Raw genomic sequence first — 15,275 nt, forward strand, 5'->3', positions numbered from 1 at the left:
CCTCGTCCAAGCCGCTCGCGCCGGAATGCTGGGGATAAGTGACAGGGCGAATGTCCGCCGCTATCGAACCGGTATGGCCGACCCGCGGATCATCGACGTGCAACTCGACGAGACCAGTCTCGGCTGGCGTTCGCCTGACGTCGAGCAGGAGCGGCGGATCGCGATCTTCGACCTGATCGAGGGCAATCACTTCGCCCCGCAGCGTGCCTATGCCGACGGCTATACGGGGCCGTACAAGATCAAGCTCCAGTCGGAGGAAGGACGCCTCGGCATCCATATCCACCGCGAGGACGACACGCATCTCGAGACGCTGGTGCTCGCGCTGGGTCGGTTCCGCCGGCCGATCCGCGATTATTTCGCGATCTGCGACAGCTATTACCAGGCGATCCGGCAATCCTCCCCGGCGCAGATCGAGACGGTCGACATGGCCCGCCGCGGCGTCCACAACGAAGCCGCCGAGCTGCTCAAGGAGCGTCTCGACGGCAAGATCGAGGTCGATTTCGACACTGCGCGACGGCTGTTCACGCTGATCTGCGTCCTCCACATTCGCAACTAGAAGACCCATGGCTCACGCACTTTTGAAATTCGCGGCTGCGCTGGCCGCGACCGGCTTCGTCGGTATCTGCGGCTGGACCGCCGCGACCGGCTGGCACCCCGACGTCAAGCAATACCCGCTGCAGGGCATCGACCTCGCCGAGAACCCCGGTCCGGTCGAATGGGGCACCGTGCGCGCGAGCGGCGCCGACTTCGCCTACATCGTCGCGACGTCGGGCACCGACCGCCGCGATGCGGCGTTCGAGGCGAACTGGGCGGCGTTGCCCGACGCCGGCCTGCGCCGCGGCGCGGTCCATGTCTATTCCTTGTGCCAGCGCGCGGACGAGCAGGCGAACGCGTTCAACACCTTCGTGCCCCGGACGTCCGATGCCTTGCCGACCGCGGTCGACATCGCGTTCCACGATGATTGTAACGCGCGGCCGGATCGCGCGACGCTGATCGCCGACATCGCGCAGTTCGTGACGATGGTCGAGACGCACACCCGGCAACCGGTGATGCTGCGGATCAGCAAGGCGGTGGACTCGAAATATACGCTGTCGGACGCCGTCCCGCGGCCGCTATGGGCGGTGGAGAATATCCTCAAGCCCGACTACACCGCGCGACCGTGGCGGATGTGGCGGGCAAGCGATTTCCGCCGCATCGACGGGATCGAGGGACCGGTGAATTGGGACGTGGTGGCATCATGACTGAACAAGCAATTCAACTCGTGGCCGCAGCACGCGACGCAGCGCGCAACGCCCACGCGCCCTATTCGCGGTTCGCGGTCGGTGCTGCGGTACTGCTCGACGACGGTACGGTGATCACCGGCGCAAACTTCGAGAACGCTAGCTACGGCCTGTCGCTGTGTGCGGAAACAGTCGCGATCGCCACCGCGAGCGCCGCAGGTCGGCTCCGCGATATCGTCGCGATCGGCGTGATCGGCGGGGCGATGGATGCCGAGGGCCGCGCGACCGGCACGTCCCCCGTCAGTCCCTGTGGGCGCTGTCGCCAGGTCATCAACGAAGCGGCGCAGATGGGCCGCCGCGACCTGCCGGTGCATTGCGGCGCGGCGGAAGGCGATGCGATCCGCACCTACATGGTTTCGGAATTGCTGCCTGATGCGTTCGGCCCGGCGGACCTGGGGGTCAGCTAAGCCGCGCGTCCCACGGGGCCGCCGCCAGTCATGCGCGTACGCCGTTGGGCTGCGTGGTATTCGACACGACCAAACAACAGGTCGAGGTCCTCACGGCTGACGTCGAGCGTTTCGCCGAGATCGGCGAGCGCCTTGTCGAGATCCTCGGCCCGGAGCGCGGCTTCGATCGGCGCTGGTACCGCAACGGGCACCTTGTGCGGATAACTATGCCCTGAAAACCGGTGGAACAGGATTCCGCACGCCGTCAGTATCATGGCGTTCAGCGCGATCGGGACGAGGACGAACGCGAAGCCCGCGTCGACAACGGCCGGGCCCCCGACGACTGCGGTCAACGCGACCGCACCAGCGGGCGGATGCAGCGACCGGGTCAGCGACATCATCAGGATCGCCGCGCCGACCGCGATCGGCGCCGCGAGTTCGGGCGCCGGTACGAGCATTCTGACGGTGACCCCGACCAGCGCGGCGATGATATTGCCGCCGATGACCGACCAGGGCTGTGCCAGCGGGCTCGCCGGTACCACGAACACGAGGACGGCCGCGGCGCCCATCGGCGCGGCGATCAGCAGGAACGCGCCGTACGGGTGAACCACACCCGCGCTGATCGCGCTGGTCAGGCCGATGCCGAGCAGAGCGCCCAGGCACGCCCGGAGTCGATCCCTCAGGTTTCCCCCTGCGAGAATAGGAACGAAGAATTTGCGCATGCGAGACACCCGGTGAACGATGCCTGGTCCATATGGCGCGCACGCCGGCAAGTCACGGCGGCCGGCCCGTCGCGAGGTGGACCGATTACCCCTGTGCGGGCATTTCGTAGAAGCCGCGGAACCGCTTGCTCGGCGCGAACGCGCTTGTCTGGCCGATCACGGTTTCGCCCGCCCCCATGACCAGCACGCCGCCGGGCTTCATCGCCTTGGCGATCTTCGGGAACACCTCGGCCTTGGTGTCGGTCGACAGGTACAGCAGCACGTTGCGGCACAGGACGACATCGAAATGTCCTGGCGGCGCTGGGTCTGATACCAGGTTCATCCGGCGGAACGCGACCATGCCCAGCAGATCGGGCTTCGCCACCCAGTCGCTGCCGGTCGTGTCGAACCAGCGAACCATGCGACGCACCGGCAGGCCGCGCTGGATCTCGAATTGCGAGAAGCGACCGGATCGCGCGCGGGCGACAGCCGCATCGGACACGTCGGTGGCGACGATCTCGGGCATGGGCACGCCACTCGTCTCGCGCCGTTCGGCGAACTGCATTGCGAGCGAGAGCGGCTCCTGTCCGGTCGAACAGCCTGCGCACCAGATCCGCGCGCGACGACCGTCACGCTCGGCGTCGGCGACCGCCTCGGCGAGCATCTCGAATACCTGCGCGTCGCGGAAGAACGAGGTCTCCTGGTTGACGAGGGCGTCGACGATCGAGTCGCCGATCGAACGGTCGCTTCCCTGCAGCAACTGGGTCACCAACTGGTCGAGCGTATCGAGCTTGCGCGCGCGCAGCAGGGGCTTCAGCGCGGTGTCGAGCCGCCATGAGCGATAGGCGGCGATCTGTTGACCGGTACGTGCCTCGAGCAACGCGGTGAGGACGTTGATCGTGGCCTGCGACGCGGCAGGTGCGGGAGCGGCGCGCGACGTCATGGTCGGCGTCGCGTCGCCGCGAGGCGACCGATCGCGTCGGGGGCCAGCACGGCGTCGGCAATGCCCGAGGCGGCGATCGCACCCGGCATGCCCCACACCACCGAGCTTTGCTGATCCTGCACGACGACGCACCCGCCGCCGTCGTGGACGCGCCGTGCCCCCTCCGCACCGTCGCGCCCCATCCCGCTGAGCACGACCGCGAGCAGACGCGGGCCATAGACGTCCGCGAGCGAGGCCAGCATCGGGTCGACCGACGGCATGCACCCGCTAAGCGCGGCCTCGTGCGTCAGACGAAAGGCCGCGCCACCTTCGGACAGCTTCACAGCTTTAAGATGCGCGTCGCCGGGTGCGATGGTGATCCGGCCCGGTCGAATCCGCATCCGGTCGACTGCGACATCGCACGGGCGTCCGGCAAGCACTGCGATCTGCGCGGCGAAATAGGGCATGAACGACGCGGGCAGATGTTGGGTGATGACGATTGGCAGGCGGAACCCAGCGGGAATCTGACCGAACATCTGGCTCAGCGCATGGATGCCGCCGGTCGAGGCACCGATCGCAACGATGTCATAGTCGTCGCTGGTCGAGACCGGGCGGATCGGCAGCGGCGGGTCCGCGGGCGGCGTCGGCAAGACGGGCGCGCGCACGACCAGCGCAGGCGGCACCTGCGCCGAATACTCGCACAGCGCCTCGAGCTTGTTGACCAGTACCGACCCGAACCGCGTCGACAGGGCACTCGTGGACGGCTTGATCAGCGTCTCGGCCGCGCCGAGTGCCATCGCCCGCAAGGCGGTAGCCCCGCCTTCGTCCGCGCTCGACGACACGATCAGGACCTTCGCGCCCTGCCCCGCCGCGATCAGGTCGGGCAATGCGCTGAGCCCGTCGATCCCCGGCATCTCGATATCGAGCAGGATGAAGTCGACCATCGCGCGATCCAGGAATGCCAAGGCCGCAGCGACGTTGCCGACCGCGCCGACGACCGAGAACCGGTCGCTCGCATCGATCAGCCGCGCGATCACCGCGCGGACGACCACCGAGTCATCGACGATCAAGACCCTTGCGCTGTCGAGCCCGTCGCGGTCCGCATGCCGCTCGGCAGAGTGGGTCCGGGTCGTCACGGCCAGGCCTGGATCAGGCCATGCCGACGATCTGGAGTTTCGATTCCAGCGTGTCGCGGTCGAACGGCTTCATGACATACTCGTCTGCGCCTGCCTCGATCGCCGCACGGATATACGCCATGCCGTTCTCCGTGGTGCAGAACACGACCTTGGGGCGGCGCGGCACGTCCGCCTCGCGCAACGCGCGGAGGAAATCCATCCCGCTCATCACGGGCATGTTCCAGTCGAGCAGGATCACGTCAGGGATCGACGCCATGCAGGACGCCAACGCCTCGCGGCCATCGCACGCTTCGGTGACGGTAAAGTCAAGTGTCTCGAGGATGTGACGCGCGACTTTTCGGATCACTTTCGAATCGTCGACGACAAGACAGGTCTTCATGGAAAGCCTTCCGGGAAATCGTGCGACCGTCCTAGATCGCAAACAGTAAGGAGGGAGTTAAGCGTTGGAACGTCGGCGTAAAACGTCACGCCGCGAGCGGCGACGTCGGCAGGACGACAGCGAGATCGATGATCAGCAAGGGCTCGCCGTCGCGCTCGACAAGTCCCGTACCAACCGACGCCCAGCCGCCACGTAGCGCCAAGCCCGATGACAGCGGCAGCCGGACGAACGGCGCGACGTCCTCGACCGAATCGACCAGGATCGCGTAATGATGCCCATCGACGATCGTGATGACCGCGCGGCGCATCGCATCGGGGGTAGGTGCAAGTCCAAGCGCAATCCCCGTGTCGATCACGGTCACGACCCGGCTGCGCAACGCGGCCAGTCCGCGCACGAACGCCTCGGCGCGAGGCACCGCGACGATCTCGCCGATATCGACCACCGAATCGACCTGCGCCGCGTCGATCGCGACCCCGCGACCGGCGATATGCGCGATCAGGAACAGGTCGCTCACAATCCCCTCCGTGCGGCGATCGCCGCAATGAGCGCGGGGCGGTCATAGCGGTAGACGCTCGGGTCATCGTCGCCGTCCGCGACCCGCGATCGCCGCAGCGTCACCACCGGCGCGTGCGCGGCGGAGACCGGCGCATCCTCCATCGCCAGCGCGACCGCCGCCGTCTCGCCCACCGCCAACGCCGTTACGCAGCGATAGCCCGATGCCTCCAGCGCAGGTTTCAGGAAGGTTTCCATCCAGCCCGACCCGTCGACCTGCAACAGGCATAGCGGCGGCGTCGCGATCTTGACCGGCTCACCCGCGAACAACGCATGCGGATCGACCACTTCGACCTGCTCGCCGGCGATCAGCACGACACCCGCGATCGGAGCGCCTGCATCCGTTCCGCCACGCCGCGCCGGCGCCATTTCCGCGGGCAACGCCACGATTTCGATCGCTTCGGCGATCGCATAGGCCATCTCGCTCTCGCCATCGGTGAGCCGAAGCATCGCGATCTCGGTCCGATCGCCGAACCCGCCGACCGCATGGACCGGGATGATCGCGTCGCCGATCGTCAGTCTCATCGCCCCCGCGGTCCGGCGGATCGCGTCCACCGGTACGGGCTCGACGCGGTCGATCACCGCCAGCGCGATCGCGCGACGCTGCCCATCGAGATCGTCGAACAGCAATGCCGGGATGCCGGGAGCAGCGACCTCCTCGATCGCGTCGTTCACCACCACCGGCGCGAACCGCAGGCCAGCGACGGTCGCGATCCCCGCCGCATCGAGCAGCAGCATCGGCAAGCCGTTGTCGGGCAAGGTCATGCCGGCATACACGCCCGTCGCCATTATCGCGGGCGACGCCGGCTTTACGACCAGTTCCTCGGTATCGATCACGGTGTCGACGCCCAGCGCGTAATCGCCCTCGCGGGTCGATACGATCACCAGCGTCGGCGGCGGTTCCGACCCGAGCCCGAACAGTCCGGCAAGCGCCACCAAAGGCATGCGACGCCCCCGCACCAGCACCGCCGCCGCATCGCCGATCGTCTCGATCCGCACCTGATCGCCGCGCACCAGCACGATCTCCTCGACCGATTGGCGCGCGAGCGCGAAACGCTGAGTCCCGACTTCGACGATCAGCGTCGTGAGGATCGACAGCGTCAGTGGGACGCGCGCGATAATTCGCAGCCCCCTCCCCGGATCGTTGACGAGGACGATGCGGCCGCCGATCTGCTCGATATTGGCGCGGACCACGTCCATGCCGACGCCGCGTCCCGACGTCGCGGTGACGACATCGCGGCTCGAAAGCCCGGGCGCAAAGATCAGGTCGAGCTTCGCCGTATCGCTCATCGCCGCCAGTTCGGTCGCGGAGTGGAGCTTCTGCTCGGCCGCCTTGGCGACGATCCGCGCTAAGTCGATGCCCCGGCCGTCGTCGCTGATCTCGATGAGGATCTGGTTCCCCGATTGCCGCGCGGAGACGATCAGTCGCCCCGCCTCCGGCTTGCCGGCAGCCCGACGCGCCTCCGGCGTCTCGATACCGTGGTCGATCGCGTTGCGGATAACGTGGAGCAACGGATCGCGCATCAGCTCGATCATCTCGCGATCGAGTTCGACATCGGCACCGTCGATGACGAGGTTGACCGACTTCCCCAGTTCCGCGCTGGTATCGCGCACCATCCGGGGCAGCGCGGAGAACAGCGCGTCGACCTTCTGCATGCGCGTCCGCGTGACCGTGTCACGCATGTCAGCAACCGTCAGCGACAACCGCTCCAGCGCAGCCTCGACCTGCGGATCGGCGTCGCCATCGCGCAACCGCCGCGCGAGATCGTTCCGCGCGAGGACCATGTCGGACATACCGCTCATCATCCGATCGAGCAGATCGACGTTCAGCCGGACGCTGCGGCTGGTCGCCCGCCCCATCGGTACCACGGCCACTGCGGCCTTGGGTTTGGCATCCGACGCCAGCGCGGCGATCAGTGAGTCTTCGGTCGAATCGTCCAGCGTTGCGCCCGCGTCGATCGCCTCGACGATCTCGCCGATACGGTCGACGATGCCGAGCACGGCGTCGACCAGCGCGGTATCGGGCGTCCGCTTGCCGTCGCGCACCGCCGCCAACACGTCCTCCGCCGCGTGACTGAGCCGGGCCAGCCGCGGCAAATCCAGGAACCCGCAGCTGCCCTTCACGGTATGCACGAAGCGGAAGATCGCATCGAGACGCGCACGATCGGTCGGATCGGACTCCCACGCGACGATCTCGCCGGCAATCGCTTCCAGCGTTTCGCGCGTCTCGGCAATGAATTCCTGTAACAGATCGTCCATGCGGCCCCGCGTTCGAGCCCGTCATGCATGCTTCAGGTTAAGGCGAGGTTGATTGTCCTGCCCGCCTCTACGGGATCAACGCGCGTTGAAGACTGCGCCGAAGATCATGATGCCCTCGGCAGGCTCCGATACGATGACCTTCCCGCCGGCTTCCGCGACGACGGTGTTGATCATGTACGCCGCCGCCGCACGCGGCGTGACAGTGTGCGCGCCCTCCCCCTCGACCAATGTTCGGCGAATCTCCGGGTCGAGCACGATCCGGGTGCCCTCGATCTTCACGACGATCTCCAGCTGACCGTCATTATCCTCGCCCCCGACCTCCATCGTGCCGCCGCGTACAAGCGACTCGGTTGCCACGAGGACTAGGTTGAGCAGTATTTTCACCGCGGACTTCGGCATTGCCGGCGTCTCGACAGCCCAGACGAAGGTGATCCGCTTGTTCTCGGCAACTAGACCTTCGATCGCGTTCCTGGCCTCGTGCGTATCGACCAGCTCGCCGAACCCGCCCGCCGCACCGAACGCCAGACGGAAGAACTTCAGCTTGCTGGCGGACGCGCGCGCGCTGTCCGCAAGCAGTTCCATGACGCGCTCGCGCATCGCCGGATCGGTCTCGTCGGCGAGCAGTTCTAGCCCGTTGTTGAGCGCGCCAACCGGCGACAGCAGGTCGTGACACAGGCGCGAACAGAGCAGGCTCGCGAAATCGACCGGGCTGACCGTCATGAAAATCCCCTAATTCTGGAGGGTCTTGTGGCTGGCGGGCGGCCGCTACGCAATGCCAACTTGCGGTACCCTATACAGTAGAAGCCGCCACCCTTCTTCCCCCCTCCCTTCCAGGGAGGGGGGAAGAAGGGTGGCGCTACTCAACGACCTCGATCGCCTCCTCGACAAACGCCCCCACCTCGGCCGACCGCCACGCCCGCGCCACACCGCCGCCGAGGATAACCCAAACCGCGCCATCCCCCATCGCCTGCGCCGCGTCCCGAGGAGACGGAACCGGAAGCCCGGAGGGATGCGAATGATAATGCCCGATCACTGCCAGCCCGCCTCCCCGAGCCCGCCGATGGGCCGCAAACAAAGCAGCCGGGTCGATCTCGAAAGCCCGCGCAGTATTCGCCGCCACGTTCGCGCACGCCTCCGCCGCCTCGATCCGTAGGGTTGTCCCGAACAGCAACCCACAGACCTCGGCATCCGGCGACTCAGCCGCTTCTGCGACCAACTGCTGCAGCAGTTCGCTTGAAATCGTCACGCTCATCGCCACATCAGTACGACATGGACCGGGGGGTTTCCATCATCGAAGCATCGATCACGCCGGCCACGGATGGCTGGAGACTCGATCGTGCGCTTGCCGAAGTGCTTCCCGACATGTCGCGCGAGCGGTTGAAGGGGCTGATCGCCACGGGTCAGGTTACCCTCCACGGTCGCGAATGGCGTGATTCGGCGAAGAAGGCGGCGGCCGGTCAGGTGTTCGCCGTCGCGATCCCGCCGCCGACCCCGCTGCACAACGAAGCGCAGGACATCCCGCTCGTCGTCGCGTACGAAGACGAGGACCTGATCGTGATCGACAAGCCCGCGGGCTTAGTCGTCCACCCCGCTGCGGGCAATTTCGACGGCACGCTCGTCAATGCGCTGCTCCACCATTGCGCCGGAAATTTGTCGGGTATTGGCGGCGTCGCGCGACCGGGCATCGTCCACCGCATCGACAAGGACACTTCGGGGCTGATGATCGCCGCCAAGACCGACCGCGCGCACGAAGGCTTGGCGAAGCAGTTCCACGACCACAGCATCGACCGCCGCTACAAGGCGATCGTCGGCGGCATCCCGCGGCCGCCAAGCGGCACGGTCAATGCGCCGCTCGCGCGGAGTCCGCAGAACCGCAAGAAGATCGCGATCGTCGAGGGCGGCAAGCGTGCGGTGACCCATTTTTCGACGATCGAAACTTTACGCGGTGCGGCGCTGATCGAGTGTCGACTAGAGACGGGCCGCACGCACCAGGTGCGCGTCCACATGGCGTCGATCGGCCATGCCTTGTTGGGGGACCCGGTCTATGGTAGAACAAAGCAAGCTCAGAAGTCGCTGCTCGAAACGCTCGGTTTCCGCCGGCAGGCCTTGCACGCGGCGCATCTGGGGTTCATCCATCCGGTGAAAAGCATCGCTTTGGCGTTCGAAAGCGAAATGCCCGCAGACATGCAGGAACTGTTCACCCAGCTTCACGTATAGGTAATCGAGCCCATGCCGCATTGCGGCAATCGGGGTCATCAGAAAGGGATTACGACCATGGCAGCCCGCTCCAACGTTCCAGCGACGATACCTGCGCTCGGCAGCGAGGCGGGTCTCAATCGTTATCTTGCCGAGATCAAAAAATTTCCGCTCCTGAAACCCGAGCAGGAATACATGCTCGCCAAGCGTTTCCAGGAACATGGCGACACCGAGGCTGCGGCGCAGCTGGTGACCTCGCATCTCCGCCTCGTGGCGAAGATCGCGATGGGCTATCGCGGCTACGGCCTGCCGACGTCGGAACTGATCTCCGAGGGCAATATCGGCCTGATGCAGGGCGTGAAGAAGTTCGAGCCCGAGCGTGGTTTCCGTCTCGCCACCTATGCGATGTGGTGGATCCGCGCTTCGATCCAGGAGTACATCCTGCGCTCGTGGAGCCTCGTGAAGATGGGCACCACCGCGGCGCAGAAGAAGCTGTTCTTCAACCTGCGCCGGATGAAGAGCCGTCTCGATGCGTTCGAGGATGGCGATCTGCGTCCCGAGCACGTCACCAAGATCGCGACCGACCTCGGTGTCGCGGAAACCGACGTCGTCAGCATGAACCGCCGCATGGCGATGGGTGGCGATACGTCGCTCAACGTGCCCATGCGCGAGGACGGCGAAGGCCAGTGGCAGGATTGGCTGCAGGACGATGCGCCGCTGCAGGACAAGATCGTTGCCGATGCGCAGGAGGCGGACGTTCGTCACTCGATGCTGGTGTCGGCGATGGACGACCTCAACGAGCGCGAGCAGCACATCCTGACCGAGCGTCGCCTGACGGATGATCCCAAGACACTTGAGGAATTGTCTCAGGTCTACGGCGTGTCGCGCGAACGCGTGCGGCAGATCGAGGTGCGTGCGTTCGAGAAGCTGCAGAAGGCGATGATGCGGATTGCCGGCGAGAAGCGCCTACTGGCAGCATAACATGGCGCGCACCGTCGTCATCGGCGGCGGTGCGGCCGGTATTGCGGCGGCAAGAATGCTGCACGACGCGGGGCAAGAGGTGCTGTGGGTCGAGGCCAATGACCGCCTAGGTGGCCGTGCGCACAGCCTGTCCCTCGCCTCCTTGTTCCCCCGCGAAGGCGGGGGCCCCGACTGGACTCCCGCCTTCGCGGGGGAACATGTAGACGCTGGTTGCGGCTGGCTACACTCCGCCCAGCGCAATCCTTGGACTCAAATTGCCGAGGCAACGGGCTTTACGGTAGACCGCTCCGACGCGAATTGGCGCACCCAGTGGCGGGACCTCGGCTTCCCACCCGAAGACCAGTCAGCCTCTGCCACAGCTTACCAAGATTGGAACGAGCGCGCCCTAGCCGCCCTTGAAGGCCCCGACCGCCCGCTGTCCGACTTCATCGCCCCCAACGACAAATGGCGCCCGAAGATCGACGCGATCTCCGGCTACGCAAACGGTGCGAACCTTACCCAAGTATCGCTCCACGACTGGGCCGCATACGAAGAGGCTGCTACCGACGACAACTGGACGGTCAAGGAAGGCTACGGCACACTCGTCTCCAGCCACGCCGGCGGCCTGAACATCCGCCTCTCCACCCCGGTAACGCGCATCGACCACAGCGGTCGCCGCATCAAACTCCACACCCCGGCTGGAACGATCGAGGCGGACCACGTGATCGTCTGCGTCCCCACTACCGTCCTCGCCAAGTCGCAGATCGTCTTCGATCCGCCGCTCCCCGATAAGCACGCCGCCGCCGCGGACCTCCCGCTCGGCCTAGCGGACAAGGTGTTCCTCCACGTCGACCGCCCCGAATGGCCGACCAACGCGCACCTGGTCGGCAACCCGTACAGCGCTTGCACCGCCAGCCACCGCCTTTCTCCGTTCAGCTGGCCGATCGTCGAGAGCTTCTTCGGCGGCGACTGCGCGGAGATGCTGGAGGACGGCGATGCGGCACAGTTCGCGATCGACGAACTGGTAGGGTTGCTCGGCAGCGACTGGCGCAAGCGCTTCACGCCGCTTGTCGCAACCCGCTGGCGCCACGAACCCTATATCGGCGGAAGCTATAGCCACGCGCTGATCGGCCGGGCCGATCAGCGCGCCATCCTCGCCGCCTCGGTCGACGACCGCATCCACTTCGCGGGCGAGGCCTGCCACCCATTCGATTTCTCGACAGCACACGGCGCGTACGAAACCGGCGTGACGGCCGCCAGTGCAGTCATTGGCGAGGCCGCGACGATCGCATAAGGAGCGGCGATGGGCCCTATCCGCATCGCTGCAAAGATCGTCTTCGCCTTCGTCCTGATCACGGTCGCGTGGGTCGGCATCTACCGCTTCGTGCCGGTGCCGTTCACCTGGACGATGATGGGCGACCTGCTGTCGGGCCACACCATCACCAAGGACTGGATGCCATTGTCGGAGATGGACCCGGACATGGCGCGTGCGGCGATCGCTGGCGAGGACTCGCGGTTCTGTTCGCATCATGGCTTCGATTTCAAGGCGATGGCGGGGGCGGCGGCGCGCAATGCACAGGGCGGACGCATTCGCGGCGGCTCGACGATCAGCCAGCAGACCGCGAAGAACGCGTTCCTGTTCCAGGGCGGCGGGTATGTGCGGAAAGCGTTCGAGGCGTATTTCACCGTGCTGATCGAGACGCTGTGGGGGAAGCGGCGGATCATGGAGGTGTATCTCAACATCGCCGAGACCGGGATCGGGACGTACGGCGCGAACGCCGGGGCGATCCGGTATTTCAATCACGATGCGTCGCGACTGTCGCCGACCGAGGCGGGGCGGATTGCTGCGGTGCTACCGTTGCCGAAGAAGCGGGCTGCGATCGATCCGCATGGTTTCGTGCGAAAACATGGGAATACGCTGTCGCGGCGGGTTTCTGTTGTGCGGAACGATGGGTTGGACAGCTGCTTGCGAACCTGACCCGTTCCGCCACCCCGGATCAATTCCGGGGTGGCGGAGTGGGAGGCAGCTGAACTCACCGTCAGCTTCCGTTCTGCTCACGAACCCGCCCCCTCACCCGTCACCCCAGTGAAAGCTGGGGTATCCTCGTGGCGAAGGGTGCGCGTCACCGAGGGATATCCTAGCTTTCGCCGGGATGACGGGCTCGTGAAGCTCGGGCGTGCGATTTGTAATGAGACAGTTGCAGGTATCAGAACGGCAGCTTGAACCCGGGCGGCAGTTGCAGGCCGCTCGTCATCTTCGACATCTCAGTGCCAGACACCGCATCCGCCTTGGCGCGCGCGTCGTTAAATGCGGCGGTGAGAAGGTCCTCGAGCATCTGCTTCTCGCTCACCTGCATCAGCGAATCGTCGATCGCGATGTTGATGATGCGGCCCTTGGCGGAGGCCTTGATCTTGACGAGTCCGCCGCCGGACGCGCCCTCGACCTCGATCGTGTCGAGATTGGCCTGCGCCTTTTCCATCTCGCTCTGGACGTTCTGCGCCATGGCGAGAATTTCATCGATATTCTTCATGCGTTGCTCCTTTGACCTGGCCACGATTCGAGCTGGGCGTCGGGAAACGCTGCCACCGCGGCCTTCATGATGGGGGATTCAAGAATGGCTTGCCGCACCGCCGCGTCGGCGGCGTCCTGCGCCTCGCGCAACGTGGGCTCACCGGGGGCGTCGACGATCGACACTTTCCACGCGGTCCGCGTCACGCTTTTCAACAGCGTGTTCAGTTCGGCGAGCGTGTCGGCCGAGACCGGGCGGCTGCCGCTGAGGACGAATTCGGGCGGCGAGTAACTGACGATCCGTGCGCCGTGACGAAGACGTGCGGCGATCGCGAGGCCGCCCGATTCGTCGAGCAGATCGACCAGCGCTTCGAACGTCGGCGGCAGGATCGGTCCGGTCGCGACGGGTTCGGGCGCCTTCGCAGCGGATCCAGCGTTCCAGGGCGGCGCTTCGCCGGAAGGAGGTGTAGGTGGTGGCGGCGCCGTTGGTGCAGCCGCGGGGGTCGCACCGCTGGCGATCTGCCGGGCAAGCTCGCCGGGATCCGGCAGCGTCGAGGCGTAGATCGCGCGCAACAACGCCATTTCCGCGGCCTCGATCGGCAGCGCGGCCTTGGCGACTTCGTCATGGCCCTTGAGGAACAGCTGCCACAGACGGTGGAGCGCGGGATAGCCGAGCGATGCCGCCCATTCCTCGCGCGCTGCACGCTCTTCCATCGGTTGCGCCGCGTCAGGGGGCGTGCCGACCTTGGTCAGCGTGATGCCGTGGACGGTTTCGAGCAGCGAGCGCAGCACCGACAGCGGATCGACGCCGTAATCATATTGCCGGCGCATCGAGGCGAGCGCCCCTGCCCCGTCGCCGGCGAGGATCAGCGTCAGCAGATCGCGCACCGCGCCCCGGTCCGACAAACCGAGCATCTGGCGCACAGCATCCGCGGTCACGCCGCCGCCTTCGAGCCCGGCATGCGCGATAGCCTGGTCGAGGATCGACAGGCCGTCGCGGGCCGAGCCTTCCGCGGCGCGCGCGATCAGCATCAGCGCTTCAGGATCGGCGACGACGCCTTCTTGCTCAGAAACCCACGCGAAATGCTTCGAAAGCTGTTCGGCGGAAATGCGGCGCAGATCGAAGCGCTGGCAGCGCGAGAGGACCGTCACCGGGACCTTGTTCACTTCGGTCGTCGCGAACAGGAATTTCACATGGGGAGGTGGCTCCTCCAGCGTCTTCAGCAACGCGTTGAACGCGTTCTTCGACAGCATGTGGACTTCGTCGATGATGTAGATCTTGAAGCGCGCGGTGACCGCCGAATAGCGCGACGCGTCGATGATCTCGCGGACGTCGTCGACGCCGGTATGGCTCGCGGCGTCCATCTCGATCACGTCGATATGGCGGCCCTCGGCGATCGCTCGGCAGGGTTCGCAGACGCCGCAGGGGTCGATCGTCGGGCCACCGTCGCCGTCGGGGCCGATGCAGTTGAGCGCCTTCGCGATCAGGCGGGCGGTCGACGTTTTCCCGACGCCGCGGACGCCGGTCATCAGGAAGGCGTGGGCGAGCCGGTCGCGCTTGATCGCGTTGCCGAGCGTCTGGACCATCGCGTCCTGCCCGATCAGCTCGGAAAAGGTCTGCGGACGGTATTTGCGCGCAAGCACGCGGTAGGCGGGGGCATCCGGTGTTTTAGCCGGCTGCGGGGGTTCGCCCAGGTCGAAGGAATCTGACATTGCGGTCGTCATAGCGGGTGCTGCGCGTGCTGTCGAAGGGGTCGGAAGTTCACAAAGTTCACACGCTGGGAAGGGTCTGCACTTCGACGTACCCGGAGGCTGGCGAGTGGATTGTCGGAACCTGTGATGTGGGCAGTGCCGGTCATGCGCGGCTTATGCCACAACACTGCGGCGTAGGATAATTGTTTGGAACGTTGTGGGAACATCGGGGGTGGTTTCTACCCGGTTGCGCTTGGGTAACTGGTTCGCTGAGAAGTTTAGAAGTGCGCTGCGGCTTAGCCG

At 65.9% G+C, this 15,275-nt stretch carries 17 protein-coding genes; 7 read left to right on the forward strand and 10 right to left on the reverse strand.

The genetic code is table 11. The features are described from left to right. The first annotated feature begins 73 nt into the window (after positions 1-73). From J4O76_RS04135 to J4O76_RS04145, 3 genes are read left to right on the forward strand one after another with little or no spacing between them, the layout of a single operon-like run. Entirely contained in the window at positions 74-556 is a 483-nt protein-coding gene (locus J4O76_RS04135; RefSeq protein ID WP_353467793.1) for a UPF0262 family protein, read from the forward strand. Between the two features lie 7 nt (positions 557-563). Next, entirely contained in the window at positions 564-1,241 is a 678-nt protein-coding gene (locus tag J4O76_RS04140) for a glycoside hydrolase family 25 protein (RefSeq protein ID WP_426280454.1), read from the forward strand. Beyond that, positions 1,238-1,687 (forward strand): cytidine deaminase, encoded by a 450-nt coding sequence (locus tag J4O76_RS04145; RefSeq protein WP_426280455.1) that lies wholly within the window; start codon positions 1,238-1,240, stop codon positions 1,685-1,687. The genes J4O76_RS04140 and J4O76_RS04145 overlap by 4 nt, the downstream gene beginning before the upstream one ends. Here J4O76_RS04145 and J4O76_RS04150 read toward each other — a convergent pair. The 8 genes from J4O76_RS04150 to J4O76_RS04185 form a co-directional block, all read right to left on the reverse strand. Beyond that, entirely contained in the window at positions 1,684-2,388 is a 705-nt protein-coding gene (locus J4O76_RS04150) for an HPP family protein (RefSeq protein WP_426280456.1), read from the reverse strand. The two genes, J4O76_RS04145 and J4O76_RS04150, sit on opposite strands and share 4 nt — an antisense overlap. A gap of 85 nt (positions 2,389-2,473) precedes the next feature. Next, positions 2,474-3,310: a CheR family methyltransferase gene (locus J4O76_RS04155; protein WP_426280457.1), complete on the reverse strand. Its 837-nt coding sequence runs from the start codon at positions 3,308-3,310 to the stop codon at positions 2,474-2,476. After that, positions 3,307-4,425, reverse strand: a complete 1,119-nt coding sequence (locus tag J4O76_RS04160) for a chemotaxis protein CheB (protein ID WP_426280458.1) — start codon at positions 4,423-4,425, stop codon at positions 3,307-3,309. Before J4O76_RS04160 ends, J4O76_RS04155 begins: the two co-directional genes overlap by 4 nt. Positions 4,426-4,438: 13 nt before the next feature. After that, positions 4,439-4,804: a response regulator gene (locus tag J4O76_RS04165; protein ID WP_055878033.1), complete on the reverse strand. Its 366-nt coding sequence runs from the start codon at positions 4,802-4,804 to the stop codon at positions 4,439-4,441. Positions 4,805-4,889: 85 nt separating this feature from the next. Then, entirely contained in the window at positions 4,890-5,318 is a 429-nt protein-coding gene (locus tag J4O76_RS04170) for a chemotaxis protein CheW (RefSeq protein ID WP_426280459.1), read from the reverse strand. Continuing rightward, on the reverse strand, positions 5,315-7,615 hold the full coding sequence (locus tag J4O76_RS04175) for a chemotaxis protein CheA (protein WP_426280460.1): 2,301 nt from the start codon (positions 7,613-7,615) through the stop codon (positions 5,315-5,317). Before J4O76_RS04175 ends, J4O76_RS04170 begins: the two co-directional genes overlap by 4 nt. 75 nt (positions 7,616-7,690) lie before the next feature. Then, on the reverse strand, positions 7,691-8,335 hold the full coding sequence (locus tag J4O76_RS04180) for a histidine phosphotransferase family protein (protein ID WP_426280461.1): 645 nt from the start codon (positions 8,333-8,335) through the stop codon (positions 7,691-7,693). A gap of 136 nt (positions 8,336-8,471) precedes the next feature. Further along, positions 8,472-8,867 carry a M67 family metallopeptidase gene (locus J4O76_RS04185; protein ID WP_426280462.1) on the reverse strand — a complete coding sequence of 132 codons (396 nt, stop codon included), beginning with the start codon at positions 8,865-8,867 and terminating at the stop codon, positions 8,472-8,474. 17 nt (positions 8,868-8,884) lie between these two features. On the opposite strand from J4O76_RS04185, the gene J4O76_RS04190 reads away from it, so the two are divergent. Genes J4O76_RS04190 through mtgA form a run of 4 tightly spaced genes read left to right on the forward strand, consistent with a single transcriptional unit; the run spans position 8,885 to position 12,749 of the window. Further along, entirely contained in the window at positions 8,885-9,832 is a 948-nt protein-coding gene (locus J4O76_RS04190; RefSeq protein WP_426280463.1) for an RluA family pseudouridine synthase, read from the forward strand. Positions 9,833-9,889: 57 nt separating this feature from the next. Next, positions 9,890-10,792 carry an RNA polymerase sigma factor RpoH gene (gene rpoH / locus J4O76_RS04195; RefSeq protein ID WP_056048373.1) on the forward strand — a complete coding sequence of 301 codons (903 nt, stop codon included), beginning with the start codon at positions 9,890-9,892 and terminating at the stop codon, positions 10,790-10,792. A 1-nt stretch (position 10,793) separates the two neighbouring features. Beyond that, the gene (locus J4O76_RS04200; RefSeq protein WP_426280464.1) at positions 10,794-12,065 is read left to right on the forward strand and encodes a flavin monoamine oxidase family protein; all 1,272 of its coding nucleotides are present in this window, start codon (positions 10,794-10,796) and stop codon (positions 12,063-12,065) included. Between the two features lie 9 nt (positions 12,066-12,074). Continuing rightward, positions 12,075-12,749 (forward strand): monofunctional biosynthetic peptidoglycan transglycosylase, encoded by a 675-nt coding sequence (mtgA, locus tag J4O76_RS04205; RefSeq protein ID WP_426280465.1) that lies wholly within the window; start codon positions 12,075-12,077, stop codon positions 12,747-12,749. A gap of 229 nt (positions 12,750-12,978) precedes the next feature. Here mtgA and J4O76_RS04210 read toward each other — a convergent pair whose 3' ends face one another. Next, a complete protein-coding gene (locus tag J4O76_RS04210; RefSeq protein ID WP_426280466.1) occupies positions 12,979-13,302 on the reverse strand; it encodes a YbaB/EbfC family nucleoid-associated protein in 324 nt (107 codons plus the stop codon). Then, positions 13,299-14,993 (reverse strand): DNA polymerase III subunit gamma/tau, encoded by a 1,695-nt coding sequence (locus J4O76_RS04215; RefSeq protein ID WP_426280467.1) that lies wholly within the window; start codon positions 14,991-14,993, stop codon positions 13,299-13,301. The genes J4O76_RS04210 and J4O76_RS04215 overlap by 4 nt, the downstream gene beginning before the upstream one ends. Between the last annotated feature and the right edge of the window lie 282 nt (positions 14,994-15,275).

This window comes from Sphingomonas sp. NFX23, from assembly GCF_049887795.1.
Taxonomy (GTDB): domain Bacteria; phylum Pseudomonadota; class Alphaproteobacteria; order Sphingomonadales; family Sphingomonadaceae; genus Sphingomonas.